Annotated in this window: 16 protein-coding genes; 12 read left to right on the top strand and 4 right to left on the bottom strand. The window is 66.0% G+C overall.

From position 1 onward, the window contains the following. The first annotated feature begins 121 nt into the window (after positions 1-121). From gatC to gatB, 3 genes are read left to right on the top strand one after another with little or no spacing between them, the layout of a single operon-like run. Positions 122-418, top strand: a complete 297-nt coding sequence (gene gatC, locus OIU93_RS00970; RefSeq protein WP_217389748.1) for an Asp-tRNA(Asn)/Glu-tRNA(Gln) amidotransferase subunit GatC — start codon at positions 122-124, stop codon at positions 416-418. A 3-nt stretch (positions 419-421) separates the two neighbouring features. Next, positions 422-1969 (top strand): Asp-tRNA(Asn)/Glu-tRNA(Gln) amidotransferase subunit GatA, encoded by a 1548-nt coding sequence (gene gatA, locus OIU93_RS00965; protein WP_264268185.1) that lies wholly within the window; start codon positions 422-424, stop codon positions 1967-1969. Positions 1970-1971: 2 nt separating this feature from the next. Then, positions 1972-3486: an Asp-tRNA(Asn)/Glu-tRNA(Gln) amidotransferase subunit GatB gene (gatB, locus tag OIU93_RS00960; protein ID WP_264268184.1), complete on the top strand. Its 1515-nt coding sequence runs from the start codon at positions 1972-1974 to the stop codon at positions 3484-3486. 160 nt (positions 3487-3646) lie between these two features. Here the strand turns inward: gatB and OIU93_RS00955 are convergent, their stop codons facing one another. After that, entirely contained in the window at positions 3647-5449 is a 1803-nt protein-coding gene (locus OIU93_RS00955) for an HNH endonuclease signature motif containing protein (protein WP_264268183.1), read from the bottom strand. 124 nt (positions 5450-5573) lie between these two features. Next, positions 5574-6629: an SH3 domain-containing protein gene (locus OIU93_RS00950; protein WP_264268182.1), complete on the bottom strand. Its 1056-nt coding sequence runs from the start codon at positions 6627-6629 to the stop codon at positions 5574-5576. 198 nt (positions 6630-6827) lie between these two features. Between OIU93_RS00950 and OIU93_RS00945 the strand changes: the two genes are divergently transcribed. Genes OIU93_RS00945 through OIU93_RS00935 form a run of 3 tightly spaced genes read left to right on the top strand, consistent with a single transcriptional unit; the run spans position 6828 to position 8589 of the window. Next, a complete protein-coding gene (locus OIU93_RS00945) occupies positions 6828-7259 on the top strand; it encodes a helix-turn-helix transcriptional regulator (protein WP_264268181.1) in 432 nt (143 codons plus the stop codon). Next, positions 7256-7651 carry a VOC family protein gene (locus OIU93_RS00940; RefSeq protein ID WP_264268180.1) on the top strand — a complete coding sequence of 132 codons (396 nt, stop codon included), beginning with the start codon at positions 7256-7258 and terminating at the stop codon, positions 7649-7651. Before OIU93_RS00945 ends, OIU93_RS00940 begins: the two co-directional genes overlap by 4 nt. Next, positions 7648-8589 (top strand): aminoglycoside phosphotransferase family protein, encoded by a 942-nt coding sequence (locus OIU93_RS00935; protein WP_264268179.1) that lies wholly within the window; start codon positions 7648-7650, stop codon positions 8587-8589. The genes OIU93_RS00940 and OIU93_RS00935 overlap by 4 nt, the downstream gene beginning before the upstream one ends. Before the next feature lie 75 nt (positions 8590-8664). Here the strand turns inward: OIU93_RS00935 and OIU93_RS00930 are convergent, their stop codons facing one another. Then, positions 8665-9573: a LysR family transcriptional regulator gene (locus tag OIU93_RS00930; RefSeq protein ID WP_264268178.1), complete on the bottom strand. Its 909-nt coding sequence runs from the start codon at positions 9571-9573 to the stop codon at positions 8665-8667. 129 nt (positions 9574-9702) lie between these two features. On the opposite strand from OIU93_RS00930, the gene tdh reads away from it, so the two are divergent. Both tdh and OIU93_RS00920 read left to right on the top strand, forming a co-directional pair. After that, complete coding sequence (gene tdh / locus OIU93_RS00925) at positions 9703-10749, top strand: L-threonine 3-dehydrogenase (RefSeq protein WP_264268177.1); 1047 nt, start codon at positions 9703-9705, stop codon at positions 10747-10749. 46 nt (positions 10750-10795) lie between these two features. Next, positions 10796-11995 (top strand): glycine C-acetyltransferase, encoded by a 1200-nt coding sequence (locus OIU93_RS00920; protein WP_264268176.1) that lies wholly within the window; start codon positions 10796-10798, stop codon positions 11993-11995. Positions 11996-12127: 132 nt separating this feature from the next. On the opposite strand, the gene OIU93_RS00915 is transcribed toward OIU93_RS00920, so the two are convergent. Further along, positions 12128-12901, bottom strand: a complete 774-nt coding sequence (locus OIU93_RS00915) for an SDR family NAD(P)-dependent oxidoreductase (RefSeq protein ID WP_264268175.1) — start codon at positions 12899-12901, stop codon at positions 12128-12130. Positions 12902-13131: 230 nt separating this feature from the next. Between OIU93_RS00915 and OIU93_RS00910 the strand changes: the two genes are divergently transcribed. The 4 genes from OIU93_RS00910 (at position 13132) to OIU93_RS00895 (ending at position 17156) form a co-directional block, all read left to right on the top strand. After that, positions 13132-14472: an MFS transporter gene (locus tag OIU93_RS00910; RefSeq protein ID WP_264268174.1), complete on the top strand. Its 1341-nt coding sequence runs from the start codon at positions 13132-13134 to the stop codon at positions 14470-14472. A 119-nt stretch (positions 14473-14591) separates the two neighbouring features. Next, positions 14592-15398, top strand: coding sequence for a transketolase (locus tag OIU93_RS00905; protein WP_264268600.1), 807 nt, complete (start codon positions 14592-14594; stop codon positions 15396-15398). Then, positions 15395-16387 carry a transketolase family protein gene (locus OIU93_RS00900; RefSeq protein ID WP_264268173.1) on the top strand — a complete coding sequence of 331 codons (993 nt, stop codon included), beginning with the start codon at positions 15395-15397 and terminating at the stop codon, positions 16385-16387. The genes OIU93_RS00905 and OIU93_RS00900 overlap by 4 nt, the downstream gene beginning before the upstream one ends. A gap of 106 nt (positions 16388-16493) precedes the next feature. Next, positions 16494-17156, top strand: a complete 663-nt coding sequence (locus tag OIU93_RS00895) for a GntR family transcriptional regulator (RefSeq protein ID WP_264268172.1) — start codon at positions 16494-16496, stop codon at positions 17154-17156. Positions 17157-17205 lie beyond the last annotated feature (49 nt).

The raw sequence follows: 17205 nt of genomic DNA, 5'->3' as shown, positions 1-17205 counted from the left end.
CAGTGCGGCGGGCGTGGCGGCGGATATTGCCGGCGGCCCCGGGCCGCAATCGGCGGGCCCTCGGTGCGGGTCGGGCGTACTAGACTAGGGGGGAAACCCATCCGCCCACCTAGGGAGATACATGTCTGCCATCAGCCGTGAGGACGTTGCGCATTTGGCGCAGCTGGCCCACATCGAGATGAGCGATGCCGAGCTGGACAAAATGACCGGCGAACTCGGTGTCATTGTCGATTCAATCGCGTCGGTCTCGGAGGCCGCCTCTGCCGATATCCCGGCCACCACGCACCCCATTGCCTTGTCGAACGTGTTCCGCGAGGACGTCGTGGGAACGACGCTCACCGCCGAGGAAGCGCTGATGAACGCCCCGGACTCCGTCGACACCCGCTTCAAGGTGCCGGCCATTTTGGATGGAGAGTAATTCATGAACGAGATCATCCATCTTTCCGCCACCGAGCTGGCGGCCAAGCTGCGCGCCGGCGAAGTCACCTCCGTACAGGCCGTGCAGGCGCACCTGGACCGCATTGCCGAAGTTGACGGCGGGGACCGCGGAATCAACGCGTTCCTGCACGTGAACACGGAAGAAGCACTGGCCGTTGCCGCCGAGGTGGACGCCATCCGCGCCGCCGGCGGAGCAGACGCGCAGGCGCTACACCCGTTCGCCGGCGTGCCGATCGCCATCAAGGACCTCATTGTCACCAAGGGGCAGCCCACCACTGCCGCCTCGAAGATGCTCGAGGGCTGGATGAGCCCCTACGACGCCACGGTGATCCAGAAGGTCCGTGCCGCGAAGCTGCCGATGCTGGGCAAGACCAACCTGGACGAGTTCGCGATGGGTTCCTCCACCGAGCACTCCGCCTATGGCCCGACCCGCAACCCGTGGGACCTGGACCGCATCCCGGGCGGTTCCGGTGGCGGCTCGGCCGCGGCGGTTGCCGCCTTCGAGGCACCGCTGGCACTGGGCACCGACACCGGCGGCTCGATCCGCCAGCCGGGCGCCGTCACCGGCACCGTCGGCGTGAAGCCGACCTACGGAGGGGTCTCGCGCTACGGCGCCATCGCCATGGCCTCCTCGTTGGACCAGATCGGCCCGGTCACCCGGACCGTGCTTGACTCCGCGTACCTGCACGAGTTGATCGGCGGGCACGACCCGGCCGACTCCACTTCGCTGAACGAGCCGGTTCCGGCCCTCGTTAAGGCCGCCGAGCTCGGCGCCTCCGGCGACATGGCCGGCGTGCGCGTCGGCGTCATCAAGGAACTGCAGGGCGAAGGCTACGAAGCCGGCGTCCAGGCACGCTTCGACGAATCGCTCGAGGCCCTGCGTGCCGCCGGTGCGGAAATCGTCGAGGTCTCCTGCCCCAACTTCAAGTACGCGCTGGGTGCCTACTACCTGATCATGCCCTCGGAGGTTTCTTCCAACCTGGCGAAGTTCGACGGCGTGCGCTTTGGCACCCGCGTGCTTCCCACGGAGGGTCCGCTGACCATCGAACGCGTCATGGGTGCCACGCGCGCAGCCGGCTTCGGCGACGAGGTCAAGCGCCGCATCATCCTGGGCACCTACGCGCTGAGCGCCGGGTACTACGACGCCTACTACGGTTCGGCGCAGAAGGTCCGCACGCTGATCCAGCGAGACTTCGACGCCGCGTTCGCGCAGGCCGACGTGCTGATCTCCCCGACGTCCCCGACCGTCGCCTTCGAGCTGGGATCCAAGACCGATGACCCGCTGGCGATGTACCTCAACGACGTTGCCACCATCCCCGCGAACATGGCCGGGATCCCGGGCATCACCGTTCCCGGTGGCCTGTCCGAGGGCCTGCCGGTCGGGATCCAGTTCCTGGCCCCGGCCCGCGAGGACGCCCGCCTTTACCGTGCCGGTGCGGCACTTGAAAAACTGCTGGAAGACAAGTGGGGTGGCCGGTTGATCGACCAGGCCCCCGAGCTGTCCGCCGCCACCACTGGAGGGGTTGCCTAACTATGGCTTCGTACACCGATGAACTGGTCGACTTCGACGTCGCACTGGAAAAATACGACCCGGTATTGGGCTTCGAGGTCCACGTCGAGCTGAACACCAAGACCAAGATGTTCTCCTCGGCACCGAACGTGTTTGGCGATACGCCCAACACCAACGTGACCCCGGTCTGCCTGGGCCTGCCCGGCGTGTTGCCGGTGGTCAACAAGACCGCGGTGGAATACGCGATCATGATCGGCCTGGCGCTGAACTGCAAGATTGCCGAGACCTGCGGATTCGCCCGGAAGAACTACTTTTACCCGGACACCCCGAAGAACTTCCAGACCTCGCAGTACGACGATCCGATCGCCTACGACGGCTGGATCGACATCGAGCTTGAGGACGGTGAGGTCTTCCGCGTCGAAATCGAACGCGCCCACATGGAAGAGGACGCCGGCAAGCTGACTCACATGGGCGGGGCCACCGGCCGCATCCAGGGCGCCGACTACTCGCTGGTCGACTACAACCGCTCCGGCGTGCCGCTGGTCGAAATCGTCACCAAGACCATCGAGGGCGCCGGCAAGCGCGCCCCCGAGTTGGCCAAGGCCTACGTTGCTGCCATCCGCGAAATCGTCAAGGCACTGGATGTCTCGGACGCAAAGATGGAGCGCGGCAACGTGCGTTGCGACGCCAACGTCTCGCTGATGCCCAAGGGCGCCGAGAAGTTCGGGACCCGCACCGAGACCAAGAACGTGAACTCGTTGCGCGCCGTGGAGCACGCGGTGCGCTTCGAGATCGAGCGCCACGCAGCGGTGCTGAACTCCGGTGCAGCCATCGTGCAGGAAACCCGCCACTGGCACGAGGACACCCGCACGACGACCTCGGGCCGCCCGAAGTCCGACGCGGATGACTACCGCTACTTCCCGGAGCCGGACTTGGTTCCGGTCGTCACCACTCCCGAGTGGATCGAGGAGCTGCGCGCCCGCCTGCCCGAGCCGCCAGCCGAGCGCCGCAAGCGCCTGCAGGCCGACTGGGGCTACTCGGATGCCGAGTTCCGCGACGTCGTTAACGCAGGTGTCACCGAGGCGATCGAGGAAACCATTGCCGCGGGCACGAGCGCCGCGGTGGCACGCAAGTGGTGGATGGGCGAGATCGCCCGCCTGGCCAAGAACGCCGATGTCGAGATCCTGGATCTGGGCGTCGAACCGGCCACCATCGTCGAACTGAACTCTCTGATCGAGGGAAAGAAGATCAACGACAAGATCGCCCGCCAGGTGCTCGAGTTCGTGGTCGCCGGGGAGGGTACCCCGACCGAGGTCGTCGAGAAGCGCTCGCTGGCCGTGGTGAACGACGATTCGGCGCTGGGTGCTGCAGTTGATGCCGCCATGGAAGCCATGCCGGATGTCGTTGCCAAGGTCAAGGGCGGCAAGCTCCAGGCCATCGGCGCCCTCATGGGTCCGGTCATGAAGGCCACCCGCGGACAGGCCGACGCCGGCCGTGTGCGCGAGATCGTGCTTGAAAAGCTGGGCATCGAGGGTTAGTTCCCCGCTATACGGCATCGAGCCCCGGATCCCCGCTTCGTGTGGGGGACCGGGGCTCGACTTCGTTGGGGGGGACGGACTGGTTCATGCTTCGCACACCTGTCGACCACGAGGCGGGGAGTGCCCGCCCGGGCGCTTCTGTGTTTGGCAAGCCGGGAAACTAGAACAACGTCGGGTTGCTGTTGAATTGCCGCCAGAAGGTGTTGCGTCGGGGCTTTTGCCCGGGATCCATAAATTTGGGCAGGATGACGGAAAAGAGCCCGTCGGTGTCCCGAACGACGTCGATCAGCCCGGTGTGTTTGGCATGGTGGTGCCCGGAACAGAATGGCCGCCCGTCATTGATCTTGGTTGTTCCGCCCTTGGCCCATTCGTCGTCATGGTCGATCTCGCAATGCTCCGGGGGCACAGTGCAACCGGGGAAGATGCAGCCGCCGTAGATGCCGAGGATCGCCACGCGCATGTAGTCGGGGAAGAGTCTTTGCTCGCGGCCGAGGTCCAGGATCTGGGATTTCCCGCCCATGGTGATGGGGATGGCTCCGGCGTTGCACAGCTGCTGCCGCAACTCCGCCGGCGTGAACCGTTGACCGTGTGCCGTGAGTCCCGATTGTTCCGCCTTTTCCTCAAGTTCGGCCAGCGTGGTGATGATGACGAGTTCCGGTGAGGGAAGCCCCGCGGTCTTGGTGCCCTTGGTTGGTCTGCCCTTGGTCTTGATCAGGTTCATCAGTCCCTGGAGATGTCGTTGCGGCGGGGTGAAGCCGTCGGCGCCATAGGCGGTGTTGTTCATGGATTCGAGGATGTCGGCCTCCGTCGGCAATGGATCCAGGGTGAGTTTTTTGGCTTCGGCGGGGTCGGTCAGCGGGAGGCCGGTCGCGGGATCGACCAGAAAGTCGGGGAAGTCCGGCAGCGAGGGGGCGGTGCCGCTTTGCGTGCCGTTCCCGGCGTCCATGACGACGGCTTCTGGTGTTTCGGCGGAGCTGGCGGAAGCACCGGAAACCCCGGAAACCTTGGTGCCGTTAGAGCCACCGGTGACGTTGGAAGAGCCGGCGGCCTGCTGGGCAAGTGCGTCGCGATCCCCGGCCTTGGTCCGCGGGTTGTCCAACTGGGCGAACAGCGCGAGCAGAAGCTCGGCGTCTGCCGCCCGGACGCGCAACAGAAACTCGGCGATCCCTGCGTTGGTGCCGCGATAGAAAGCGCCGAGCTTGGTGCGCAGCACTTCCTCGGAGGGCTCCTTGACGCCGTGATCGAGCGCGACCTGGATGGCGTTGAACAGCTTGTTGGTGGTGCGGGGATCTTGTTCCCGCACGGATTCGGCGACCTGGGCCTCCAACCGGGCGGCCAGCTCGTCGGAGTTCGGGTATTGCCTGATCTCCGGCTGCATCCGCTCAAGCTTCTTGGCAGCATCGGCAAGCTGGTGGGGCGAGGCCTTGCCGTCCGCGAGTGCTTCGGCCAGCAACGGGAATTGCGGCGGCTGCTCGATGCCGTGGACATCCGTGCGCGGGAAGAGACGGGCGGCGGCGCGTACGCGATCGCGGGCCTCGACGAAGCCGATGCGGAACGTGGACTGCAGGAACTCGGTGGTGTCCTTGAAGGTGGGCCGTCCCTTCGGCGGGGTGGCGGGCGCTTCGGGCAGGTCAATGGTTCCGTCGATGTAGGCGGGCGGGTCCGCGAGGCACCGGTTGATCCCCAGCAGAGTGTCTTCGGGCAGCTCGCGGACCAGGGTGCGCTGGGCCAGATCGGTGGCAGAGAGCTGGGCGAAGCCGGTGTTGCGGTGGGTTCGTTCGACCACCTGTACGAAGTAGGCAGCGTCCGCGGGCGAGCTGGTGTGCTTGGCGATGCGCGGGGCCAGTTCCTCGAGGGCCAGAGCCAGGGCGGTGTAGGCGCGCAGCTCATCGTCCGGGGTCGCTGGGTACCTCGGATCCTCGCGGTCTCCCGCGAGCAGGGCGATGGCCGCTGCGGTGGTCATGGTTCAAGCATGCGCCGCTGAATGCCGCTGCGGGGGTCGATACGCGGGCATGTGGATAACTGTTGCAGGAGGGCCAGAAGCACCAGAATCGGGGATATGCGGCCAATCCAGGAACCCCGAATATTCAACAGGGCAACGAGGACGGGAGATACACAGGAGTCTTGGCCACGGCGCCCCGGCCGTCCTTGCCGTGATAGGCACGGCAAAGGCCGATGCCGCGGTCGGAAAGGCGGTTGCGGATCTGCCGAATTGAATCCGGGGTGAATCCTTCCCATTGCATATGCATCAGCACGGTGTCGCCGCGCCGTGCCGCCCCGGCCCGGGCAACGGTCGTCTGCTTTGAGCGCACCATCCAGTCCAGGGTGTAGTGGGTCCACGTCCAGATCTTCATGTCCGCCCGGGCATAGGCACATCGCACGTTCGAATTGATCGCACCGTAGGGAGGCCGGCCGTAGTTGGTGCGGACGCCGGTGCCGCGTAGCTCGCGGGCACCCTGCGTGCAGCTGAGCCTGCGCAGGTCGACGTGGTTTGCCGAGTGGTTGATGACCCATTGCCCCTTGGAACGGGCCAGGGCAGCAAGATCCACGCCGTAGCGGCGCTTGAAGGAGACGAGGCAATCGCCCGTGGGTGCCAGCACCAGGCCGATGTTCGACTTGCCCGCGTAGTTGATCACGGACTTGAACGAGGACAAGGTGCGTGGGCAGTCGTCGTAGGTCAAGACCACGCGCGAGGTCTTGTTGGGCCCGCGGTTCTGGTGCGCGAGCGGAATGGAAGGCAGCTTGGGTCCGGATTTGACGGGTTTCCCGGCGGCAAGATATTGGCCGCTGGCCCAGCCGGTGCGCGACTTGTAGGTGACCTTGTACCAGCCGTTGGAGGCACGGGCCTGGACCTTGACGCTCGTCCCCTTCGGGATGGTGATGATGATCCGCGTCCGGGTGCTGCTGCCCGCGCGAAGATTCAGGTTGGCCTGGGTAGTCAGCAGCGCGGGCAGCTTCGCCGTCGCCACCTTCCCGGGGCCCGGGACGGCGGGCAGCGCGGCTGCTGGCTGCGCGATCGTCACCGCGGATGCCTGGTGGGCCGTCGGCGGAGCGGCGCCGGCTCCGGAAGCCACGATTGCTGCAGCAAGGATCCCACAAGCCGCACCGCAAATTGTCCTGAACATGCCCGTCAGCTTAGCCATGACGCTTCCCCCAATATCGACCGGCCCCAACCGATCCCCTAACGGGATATTCTCCTCCCCCCGCTGCCACCGGGACAAGGGGTTCGGGAACGCGGGATTTCACGCCCCGCTGTCGATGACTCCGGGAGTCCCGAGGCCTCGACGCCGGCCAGTGCCCTGAGCAGCCGCCCCTTGACATGCAAGCAGTGACTTGCCTTAATGGTGAATGTGGAAGAGCTGCTGAAGGCGCTGGCGGACCCGACCAGGGCAGCGATCCTGGACGAGCTGGTGGATCGCACCGGCCAGACGCTCTTTGAAATCTGCAACCGTTTGGCCTCCCGTCACCGCATCAATCCCAGCAGACAGGCGATTTCGCAACACCTGCAGGTGCTCGAGGCAGCGGGGCTGGTCCACAGTGAACGGTCGGGCCGGTATAAATTCCATTACGTTGACACCTCGCCGTTGCGCCGGATCGCCGAGCGCTGGCCACCCGCCGGGCCAGAGGCGGCCCGCCCGGAGAATGCGCAGCCCGAGCGGAAACCTGCCGCGCCGGCCCCCGGCACGGAATTCGGCACCCTCACCACCACACCAACCACGGGTACGGGCGCACCGCGCGCCGGCACTTCGTCGTCGAAAGGAAATGCATCATGAGAATCAACCTTGCCAGCGTGCTGGTCAGCGACCAGGCCAAGGCGCTGGAGTTCTACACGAAGAAGCTGGGATTCGTGAAAAAGAACGACGTGCCGATGGGGGAGTTCTCGTGGCTGACGATCGTCTCGCCCGAGGAACCCGAAGGGGTGGAGCTGGTGCTTGAGCCGGCAAACCACCCGGCCGTGAAACCGTTCCGGGACGCGCTGGTGGCCGACGGGATCCCGTTCACCTCCTTCGCGGTCGCCGACGTGCAGGCGGAGTACGAACGACTGGTGGGCCTGGGTGTGGAATTCACCCAGCCACCGACCGCCATGGGGCCCGTCACCACGGCGGTGTTCGATGACACCTGCGGGAACCTGATCCAGATTGCGGCGATGAACGAGGACGCATGAGCCCCACCGGCTCCACGCCTCGGCCTGCAGCGGACGTAGGCGTCGATCCGGAGATGGTCGGTACCTTGGTGCGCGCGCAATTCCCGGAGCTGGCCCATCTGGAGCCGGGTTTCGCCGATGACGGCTGGGACAATGCCATCTACCGGCTGGGGCCTGACCTTGCCGTGCGTCTGCCTCGCCGGGCGGCTGCCCATGGGTTGCTGCTGAACGAGATGCGCTGGCTGCCGTTCCTGGCACCCCGTCTGCCGCTGCCCGTTCCGGTGCCGGTGCATCGCGGGAAGCCGGGGGAGGGCTACCCGTACCACTGGGTGATCGTGCCCTGGTTTTCCGGACGCAGTGCGGCATCGGTGCCGGCGGCGGCGCGCGACGGCTATGCCGGGGCGCTGGCTGCGTTCTTCAGGGCATTGCATGTGCCTGCCCCGGCCGATGCCCCGCGGAACCCGGTGCGCGGGGTGCCGCTGCGGGATCGGGACGACGCGGTGCGGTCGCGCCTAGAGGCCGTGGGCAAACCCATGCGCGGGGCCCTGCTGGCCATGTGGGAGCAGGGTCTTGCCGAACTGGAACACGTCGGCCCGCGCCTGTGGCTGCACGGGGATCCGCACCCGCACAACATGCTCGTCCACGACACGGCGGGTGCCGGGGAATCGGCTGCCGGCACCGGGCACGAGCCGGCCAGGCTCAGCGCGGTGATCGACTTCGGCGACCTGACGGCGGGTGACCCGGCCTGCGACCTGGCTGTTGCGTGGTTGCACTTCACACCCTCGGGACTGGAGGAATTCCGGGAGCGGCTGGCCGGCCACGGACTGTATTCTCCCGGCACATGGGCTCGCGCCCGGGCCTGGGCAGTGAACTACGCGGTGTTGATGGCCGGGCTGCCGTCCGGTGACCCATTGCATGCCGTTGGCATCCACGGCCTAGAACACTTGCTGGGCCCGTGAACCCCTGCCTGCCCGATATCCAGGGGATGTGTGGTCCCCGTGGCGTGGCTTGGTGGTGCACTGGAGCCCGGATGGTCAGTCGAGGCTGAGCTCGGCCATGGCCTGGCCCATGGCGGCGGCCACCAGTTGCACGCTGCGCCGGTGCATGGATTCGGGCCGCGCCAGCAGGTCGATGCGCCGCCGGTTGGCGATGCCCTCCAGGGGACGGAGCACCACGGAGGTGCCCAGCGCGGATCCGGCGGTATATCGCGGGATGATGCCCAGCACGTCCCCGCAGGCCACCAGCGCCGCGACGGTGGCGTAGTCGTTGATGCGGTGGATGACCCGCGGTGCGTCCCCGGAGACAGCGCTGATGGCCTTGAGCACGTCGGCGGGGGAGTAGCCTTCGCGGCTGACGACCCAGCGCTCGCCGACGAGATCCGCAGGGCGCAGGGTCGCACGGGCCGCGAGCCGGTGGTGGGAGGGAAGGGCGATGTCCAGCGGTTCGTGTGCGAGTGCGGAGACGACCACCCGGTCCGCGGGCCAGGGCGGGGTGTAGTCCATCCGGTGGGCCAGCACCAGGTCGTAGCGGGCGGTCAGCGCTGGGAAGTCCTGCTGGGCGACATCCTCGTCGAAGAACTGCGGCACCGGGGCGCCGGGGGCCTCGAGCTTGGCCAGCAGCGGGCCGAAGAGCGCCTGTCCCACGGAGTGGAACCCGGCGACCGTCACCGGCGCGGCAGGGCTTTCCTGGAATTCGCCGATGGCGGCCCGCGCGGCCGCCAACGAGGAGACCACCGAGGCCCCGGCGGCGGCCAGCACCTCGCCGGCCTCGGTGAGCACCAGGTTCCGGCCTTCCTTGCGGGTCAGCGGCACATGGATGTTGCGCTGCAGCAGGGCCAGCTGCTGGGAGACGGCAGAGGGGGTGACATAGAGGGCGCTGGCCACGGCCTTGACCGAGCCAAGGTCGCCGAGTTCGCGCAGGATCTGCAACTGGTGGACTTCCATGTAGACAATCCTAAATCGTTGATTGAGAAACCTGCGTATCTTCTAAGGTATCCACCGCTGGCGCAAGGTGCCAGACTGGAGTCGAATCGTCCAGGACGCGCTTGGATCGGCGCAAGTGAGGAAACATCGATGAAGGCACTGTACAAGTCCGGACCCCACGCCGGATTCAAGCTCGTTGACCGCCCCGAACCCGTCGCCGGCTTCCACGACGTGAAGATCCGCGTGATGACAGCCGGCATCTGCGGCACCGACCTGCACATCCAGGCCTACGACGACGCCGCCAAAGCCATGATCAAGGCGCCGATGATCCCGGGACACGAGTTCTACGGCGAGGTCGTGGAGGTCGGGTCCGACGTCCACAACGTCCAGGTCGGGGACCGGGTCTCCGGCGAGGGGCACGTGGTCTGCGGGATGTGCCGAAACTGCCGTGCCGGCCGCCGCCAGATGTGCATCAACACCGTCTCGGTGGGCGTGCAGCGAGACGGCGCCTTCGCCGAATACGTCGTCATTCCCGAAGCCAACGTCTGGGTGCACCGGGATCCCTCGATCACCCCCGAACTCGGGGCGATCTTCGACCCGTTCGGCAACGCCGTGCACACCGCACTGTCCTTCCCCCTGGTCGGAGAGGACGTGCTGATCACCGGCGCCGGCCCCATCGGGCTGATGGCCGTCGCCGTCGCCCGCCACGCAGGGGCCCGCAAGATCGCCATCACCGACGTGTCGCCCGAGCGCCTGGAACTGGCCCGCGGCATGGGCGTGGACCTGGCGATCGACGTGTCCAAGACCCGCATCAAGGACGCCCAGCGCGAGCTGGGGATGCTCGAGGGCTTCGACTTCGGCATGGAAATGTCCGGACACCCCACGGCCCTGCCCGAGATGATCGAGAACATGAACCACGGCGGGCACATCTCCATGCTGGGCCTGCCCTCCAGCTCGATCGACATCGACTGGGGCAAGGTCGTCACCCACATGCTCACGCTCAAGGGCATCTACGGGCGCGAGATGTTCGAGACCTGGTACGCCATGAGCGCCATGCTCACCTCCAACCCGGTTTTGCGCGAGCGCATCTCCTCGGTGGTCACCGACTACCTGCCGGCCACCGAATGGGAAGCCGGCTTCGACGCAGCCCGCTCGGGCCACGGCGGCAAGGTCGTCCTGGACTGGACCGTCTTCTAAACTTCCCCAAGCCTCTTCCCCCTTCCCGCGACTCCAGGAGAAGCACATGTACACCACCATGAAAGACGAGCTGGCCGCCGAACTGGCGCAGCTGCGCACCGACGGCCTGTTCAAGTCCGAACGCCACATCGACTCCGCCCAGTCCGCCCGTATCTCGGCCGGCGAACTCGGCGCCGAGGCCAGGAAGGTCGTGAATTTCTGCGCCAACAACTACCTGGGCCTGGCCGACGACGAGCGCATCATCCAAGCTGCCAAGGACGCCATGGATACCCGCGGCTTCGGCATGGCCTCGGTCCGCTTCATCTGCGGCACCCAGGACCTGCACCTGGAACTGGAGGCCGAGGTCTCCAAGTTCCTGGGCACCGAGGACACCATCTTGTTCGGCAGCTGCTTCGACGCCAACGGGGGCGTCTTCGAATCGCTGTTCGGCAAGGAAGACGCCATCATCTCCGATGCGCTGAACCACGCCTCGATCATCGACGGCATCCGGCTGTCCAAGGCCGCGCGCTTCCGCTACGCGAACCAGGACATGGCGGACCTGGAAACCCAGCTGCAGGCAGCCGCGGCGCTGAACGACGGAAAGGGCGCCCGGCGCACCATCATCGTCACCGACGGCGTCTTCTCCATGGACGGATACCTGGCACCGCTGGCAGCGATCTGCGACCTGGCCGACAAGTACGGCGCGCTGGTCATGGTCGATGACTCCCACGCGGTGGGCTTCATGGGTGCCACCGGCGCCGGCACCCCCGAGCACGCGGGTGTCTCGGACCGCGTGGACATCTACACCGGCACCTTTGGCAAGGCCCTGGGCGGCGCCTCGGGCGGATACGTCTCGGGCCGCGGGGAGATCGTGGCGATGCTGCGGCAGAAGGCGCGTCCCTACCTGTTCTCCAATTCGCTGGCCCCGGCCATCGTCGCCGCGACGCTCAAGGCGCTCGAGCTCGTCGAGGGCTCGGGCGAGCTGCGCGAGAAGCTCTTCGCCAACGCCGCACTCTTCCGCCGACGGATGACCGAGGAGGGCTTCGAGCTGCTCGAGGGCGAGCACGCCATCATCCCGGTGATGTTTGGCGATGCCGTGAAGGCAGCAGAGGTTGCCGGGAAGATGCTGGAGCACGGTGTCTTCGTGACTGCCTTCAGCTTCCCGGTGGTGCCCAAGGGGGCGGCGCGCATCCGCGTGCAACTCTCGGCCGCGCACTCGGCCGAGGACATCGAGGCCTGCGTGCAGGCCTTCGTCGCCAGCCGCTAAACGTCAACGAAAGATCGCCTGCACTTCCCCAGATGGGGGGAGTGCAGGCGATCCTTTTTTGCGAGAAGCTACAGTGCTCGGATGCGTCCTCCGGTTTCGTGTCCGAAAGCCGTGGAGGAACCTAACACCGGTTTAGTGCAGGTGGCTGCCGCCATTGATGTCCAAGGTTCCGCCGGTGAGGTACGAGGCATCCTCGCTGGAAAGAAACGTAATGACGGCGGCGACTTCCTCGGTGGTTGCGGTGCGCCCCAGCGGGATGTCGCGGGTGATGGCGGCCTCGGTCTCGGCGGTCGATCCGACGCGGATATTGGTGTCGACGGCGCCCGGGGTGACGGCGTTGACGGTCACCCCGCTGTCCTCGAGCTCACGGGCCAAAGCCTTGGTGAAACCAAGAATTGCGGCCTTGGCCGCCGAGTAGGGGACCTTGCCGAAAACGCCGCCGCCGCGCTGCGCGGACACGGAGGACATGTTCACGATGCGTCCCCACCCGTTCTCGATCATGTCGGGAAGAAAGGCCTTGGTGACGAGGTAGGTGCCCGTGGCATTGACGGCCATGACCTTGTCCCAGAGTTCGCGCGTGGTTTCCAGGAAGGGGACGGGGGACGTGATGCCGGCGATGTTGGCAAGTGCCCCCACCGGGGGGAGGTTGCCTGCGGCCACCTCCTGGCGCACCGCGCCGTACGCAGCTTCCACGGATGCCTCGTCCGCCACGTCCACGGCATGTCCGAACGCGGCCGCATTGTGCGTGGAACCGATTTCCGCGGCGACCTTTGCGGCTTTTTCGCCATCAAGGTCCAACACGACAACGGCCCAGCCCTGGCGGGCGTACCGTTCGGCGACGGCCATGCCGATGCCCTTGGGCGATGCGGCTCCGGTGATGACAGCGGTGCGGGGGGTGTTGTTCATGGTGCGCTCCTTAGTGGGCCGCGGCGGGGCCGCCTCTGGCCAGAGATGGTTCGATGTGACTGCCAACACCATATTCCCGTTGACTGTCAACAGTCAACCATGAAACAGAGCCGACGGTTGACTGTTGACAATGCCCGGTGGCGTGCATCACAGTGGATGGCGTAACCTGTTGACTGTTGACACTGGCGCTTCCAAAGTTGGACTCGCCGGCTTGTCCGAAAGGTAAAGACATGACGAACCAAAACCTTGCGATGCGTGGGCATGTCCACGGCACCAAGGACGCCAAGCGCGTCGCCGTTGGCTCAAGCGTTGGGGCAGTGATCGAGACCTATGACTTCATCGGCTTCGGCACCGCGGCCGCGCTCTATTTCGGAACGGCGTTTTTCCCCGGAGCCGATTCGGTGACCGGAACGCTGGCCGCCTTTGCCACCTTGGGAGTGGGCTTCGCCGCCCGCCCACTGGGAGGAATTCTCGGCGGACACCTCGGCGACAAGTTGGGCCGCAAGCCCGTGCTCGTCGCCTCGCTGATCCTCATGGGCCTGGCGACGTTCGTCATCGGGTTGCTGCCGACCTACGAGCAAGTCGGCATCGTGGCCCCCGTCCTGCTGGTGTTGGTGCGAATCATCCAGGGACTGGCCTTCGGTGCCGAGTGGGGCGGGGCGATCCTGATGAGCTATGAACACGCCCCGTGGAAGAAGAAGGGCAAGTACACCGGCATCGTCCAGGCCGGTTTCCCGGTCGGACTGCTGCTGGCCAACGTGGTGTTCCTGTACAGCGTCAACCTCGGTGGCGACTGGGCCTGGCGCGTCCCGTTCCTGGCCAGCATCGTGCTGGTGGCCGTCGGGTTGATCATTCGGTCGAAGGTCCCAGAGTCCCCGGTGTTCGACGAGGTCAAGAGCTCGGGCCAGATCGTCCGCAATCCGATCGCCAAGGTCATCCGCGAGGACTGGCGCAACATCGTGCGCGGCATCGGCCTGCGCATCGCCGAGACCGCCGGTTACGCCGTCTCGATCACCTACATGATTTCCTACCTCCACACCAGCGAGCTGGCTGACAAGACCCAGACCCTCATCGCACTGTGCGTCGCCTCCGCCATCGGCATCTTCGCCACCATGGCGTGGGGTTCGCTGACGGACAAGATCGGTCGTCGGCCGGCCTACATTGCTTCGACTGCCTTCGCCGTGCTCTTTGGAATTCCCATGTTCCTGCTCGTGAACACCGGCTTGTTCGTCTTGGTTATTGCGACCATCGTGATTTCCTACGCTGTTTGCCAGAACTCGCTGGCAGGTGCCCAAGGCTCCTGGTTCCCCGAGCTCTTCCAAGCGAACACGCGCTCGTCCGGGGCCTCGCTGGCTTACCAGATCTCGGCAATGGTGTCAGGGTTCACCCCCTTCGTCACCATCCTGCTGTTCATCAGCTTCGGCTGGTTGGGCCCGGCGCTGCTCTTCAGCTTCTACGGAGCCATAGGACTGTGGGCGGCGCTCGCCACTCGCGAGACCTGGGGCCCGGCCGAGCGGAAGTACGCCACCGAAGCCGAACGTTCGACCCCGGCCAACCACGTCAACGCGTGAACCCGGACATCACCACCAGCAAAGGACCAACCATGAAGACCACCACCATCACGCCCCCTACCTCCGCGGGGGCAAACCCGGCGGAGCGCCGACACCGCGTCGAGGACTTCGCCTATGCGATGCGGCACCATGCCCTGAACATGGGTGAGGTACAGGGCCAGGGCTATGTTGGCCAGGCCCTGGGCGCCGCAGACATGTTCGCCGCGGTCTATGCCGACCAGCTGACGTACCGGGCCGAAGATCCCGACTGGGACGGGCGCGACAGGTTCCTGCTGTCCACCGGGCACTACGCCATCGGGCACTACGCGGCGCTGGCCCAGGCCGGCATCGTCCCGATCGAGGAGCTGGAGACCTACGGATCCGACGACTCGAGGCTACCCATGTCGGGAATGTCCACCTACACCCCGGGCATGGAGATCTCCGGCGGATCACTCGGGCACGGGCTGCCGATCGCCATCGGCACCGCCCTGGGCCTGCGGCACCAAGGTTCCACGTCCCGCGTCATCAACTTCATGTCCGACGGCGAACTCGACGAGGGGTCGACCTGGGAGGCCGCCATGGGCGCCCACCACCACGGACTGGGCAACCTCACCGTGCTGGTGGACATCAACGCGCTCCAGGCGGACGGCAAGACGGACACCGTCATGCGAACCGAGCCGGTCGCCGACAAGTGGGCGGCCAGCGGCTGGCATGTCCAGCGGGTGGACGGCAACGATGTCGGCCAGCTCCTGGCTGCCTTCGACGCCGTCGCGCAGGAAGCTGATTCCGGCGCCCGGCCATCGGTCATCCTCTGTGACACCCGCGTCGGTCGAGGCGTCCCACTGCTGGAAGAGCGCGAAAAGGCGCACTTCATGCGCATTGACGAACACGAATGGAAAACCTGCCGCGAGCAACTCACCGCGGGCCACAAAGGAGCAACCAAATGACCACCACCCCAGTGAAGGCCCGCCTGAAAACCTCGGCCATGATCGCCTCCTTCGCCGACCCCGGCCAAAAGACGGCACCCGCCCCGTTCGGGCACGCCCTGGTCAAGGCGGCCGAGGAAAACCCCGCGATCGTCGGACTCACAGCCGACCTCGGCAAATACACCGACATGCACATCTTCGCCAATGCCTTCCCCGAGAGGTTCTTCCAGATGGGCATGGCCGAACAGCTCCTCCTGGGTGCCGCCGCAGGCATGGCCCAGACCGGGCTGGTGCCATTCGCTTCCACGTATTCAGTCTTTGCGGCCCGACGCGCCTACGACTTCCTCGCCCTGGACGCCGCCGAGCCGAACCTCAACGTCAATGTGGTCGGCGGCCTTCCCGGACTCACCACCGGCTACGGCCCCAGCCACCAGGCCACCGAGGACATGGCGATCTTCCGCGGCATGCCCAACCTGACCATCGTGGACCCCTGCGACTCCTTGGACATCGAACAGGCGGTGCCGCAGCTGGCAGCCAGTGAAGGGCCCACCTACCTGCGGCTGTTGCGCGGCAACGTGCCCACCGTCCTTGACGAATACGACTACACCTTCGAACTGGGCAAGGCGAAGGTGCTGCGCGGCGGCGCCGACGTTGTCTTCGTCTCCAGCGGACTGATGACCATGAGGGCACTTGCTGCCGCGAAGGAACTGGCCAAACACCACGTGGATGTCGCGGTCGTCCACGCCCCCACGATCAAGCCGTTCGACACCGAAACCGTATTGCGCGAACTGAACACCGACAGACTGGCCGTGACCTTGGAAAACCATTCGGTCGTCGGCGGATTGTTCGAGACCGTGGCCTCCGCCGTGGTGCAGTCGGGCGTCAGCAAGCGCGTGGTGCCCATCGCCCTGCCGGATGAATTCCTGCAGGCCGGAGCACTGCCCACTCTTCACGACCGATACGGACTGTCGGTTGCGCGCATCGTGGAGAAGGTCTTGGGCGAACTTTAGACTCGGTTCAGGCGGCGGGGCATGCCGCTGATGCCTCATGAGGGGCTAGGATCGGTGGAGAACGTGTAAATGTTGACCGTCGACAACGAAAAGAAAGCGGAAAACCATGGCCGTGGAAGCAATGTCCTTGCTGGGGCTCGAAAAGACCAGCCTTCGGCAGCAAGCGCTCACGGCCCTGCGCCGGGCGATCACCACCGGTGAGATCCCGCCGGGGAAGCACTTGGTCGAAACCGAGCTGTCCGACATGCTCAACATCAGCCGCGGCACCCTGCGCGAGGCGCTGCGTCAGCTTCAGCAGGAGGGTCTGGTCTCCGCCGGAGCGCGGGGCCGGCTCTCTGTTCGGAACCTCGACGCCAAGGAGATCCGGGACATCTTTGCCGTCAGGGCCGCACTGGAGACCCTCGCCGCGCAGCGGCTGTGCACCCTCGAGGACCGCAGTGACGCAGTCGCCCAGCTGCAGGCCGCCTTGAAGCACATGGGGGTCGAAGCCGGACACGGGATCGAGCGCGGGATCGAGGCCGACCTGGAATTCCACCGTGTCCTGTGCCGGCTCACCGGCAACGAGCCCCTGTTGCTCTCCTGGGAGCAGCTCGAGGGCAGCATCCGCATGTCCATCATGTGGGGCGGCAAGGAACGCGGCATCAGGAACATGAACGTCGAGCGGCATGCAGAGATCGTCGACGCCATCGCTTCCGCCGACGCGGCCCTTGCTGCCAAGGTCATCAAGGAGCACATGGATACGGCGGCCGACGTGTTGGTCACCAGCTAGGCGCTCCGAGACCGGAATAATCCATAGTACGGACGAGAGCCGGACAGGC

The organism is Paeniglutamicibacter sp. ZC-3 (genome assembly GCF_025847175.2).
In the GTDB taxonomy this organism is placed as follows: domain Bacteria; phylum Actinomycetota; class Actinomycetes; order Actinomycetales; family Micrococcaceae; genus Paeniglutamicibacter; species Paeniglutamicibacter sulfureus.
The sequence above is the reverse complement of the archived record's forward strand: the minus strand, read 5'-3'. Positions and strand labels throughout refer to the sequence as shown.

Coding starts and splice junctions, on each gene's coding strand:
- gatC (WP_217389748.1), top strand. CDS start 122: ATGTCTGCCATCAGCCGTGAGGACGTTGCGCATTTGGCGCAGCTGGCC.
- gatA (WP_264268185.1), top strand. CDS start 422: ATGAACGAGATCATCCATCTTTCCGCCACCGAGCTGGCGGCCAAGCTG.
- gatB (WP_264268184.1), top strand. CDS start 1,972: ATGGCTTCGTACACCGATGAACTGGTCGACTTCGACGTCGCACTGGAA.
- OIU93_RS00955 (WP_264268183.1), bottom strand. CDS start 5,449: ATGACCACCGCAGCGGCCATCGCCCTGCTCGCGGGAGACCGCGAGGAT.
- OIU93_RS00950 (WP_264268182.1), bottom strand. CDS start 6,629: ATGGCTAAGCTGACGGGCATGTTCAGGACAATTTGCGGTGCGGCTTGT.
- OIU93_RS00945 (WP_264268181.1), top strand. CDS start 6,828: ATGGTGAATGTGGAAGAGCTGCTGAAGGCGCTGGCGGACCCGACCAGG.
- OIU93_RS00940 (WP_264268180.1), top strand. CDS start 7,256: ATGAGAATCAACCTTGCCAGCGTGCTGGTCAGCGACCAGGCCAAGGCG.
- OIU93_RS00935 (WP_264268179.1), top strand. CDS start 7,648: ATGAGCCCCACCGGCTCCACGCCTCGGCCTGCAGCGGACGTAGGCGTC.
- OIU93_RS00930 (WP_264268178.1), bottom strand. CDS start 9,573: ATGGAAGTCCACCAGTTGCAGATCCTGCGCGAACTCGGCGACCTTGGC.
- tdh (WP_264268177.1), top strand. CDS start 9,703: ATGAAGGCACTGTACAAGTCCGGACCCCACGCCGGATTCAAGCTCGTT.
- OIU93_RS00920 (WP_264268176.1), top strand. CDS start 10,796: ATGTACACCACCATGAAAGACGAGCTGGCCGCCGAACTGGCGCAGCTG.
- OIU93_RS00915 (WP_264268175.1), bottom strand. CDS start 12,901: ATGAACAACACCCCCCGCACCGCTGTCATCACCGGAGCCGCATCGCCC.
- OIU93_RS00910 (WP_264268174.1), top strand. CDS start 13,132: ATGACGAACCAAAACCTTGCGATGCGTGGGCATGTCCACGGCACCAAG.
- OIU93_RS00905 (WP_264268600.1), top strand. CDS start 14,592: ATGCGGCACCATGCCCTGAACATGGGTGAGGTACAGGGCCAGGGCTAT.
- OIU93_RS00900 (WP_264268173.1), top strand. CDS start 15,395: ATGACCACCACCCCAGTGAAGGCCCGCCTGAAAACCTCGGCCATGATC.
- OIU93_RS00895 (WP_264268172.1), top strand. CDS start 16,494: ATGGCCGTGGAAGCAATGTCCTTGCTGGGGCTCGAAAAGACCAGCCTT.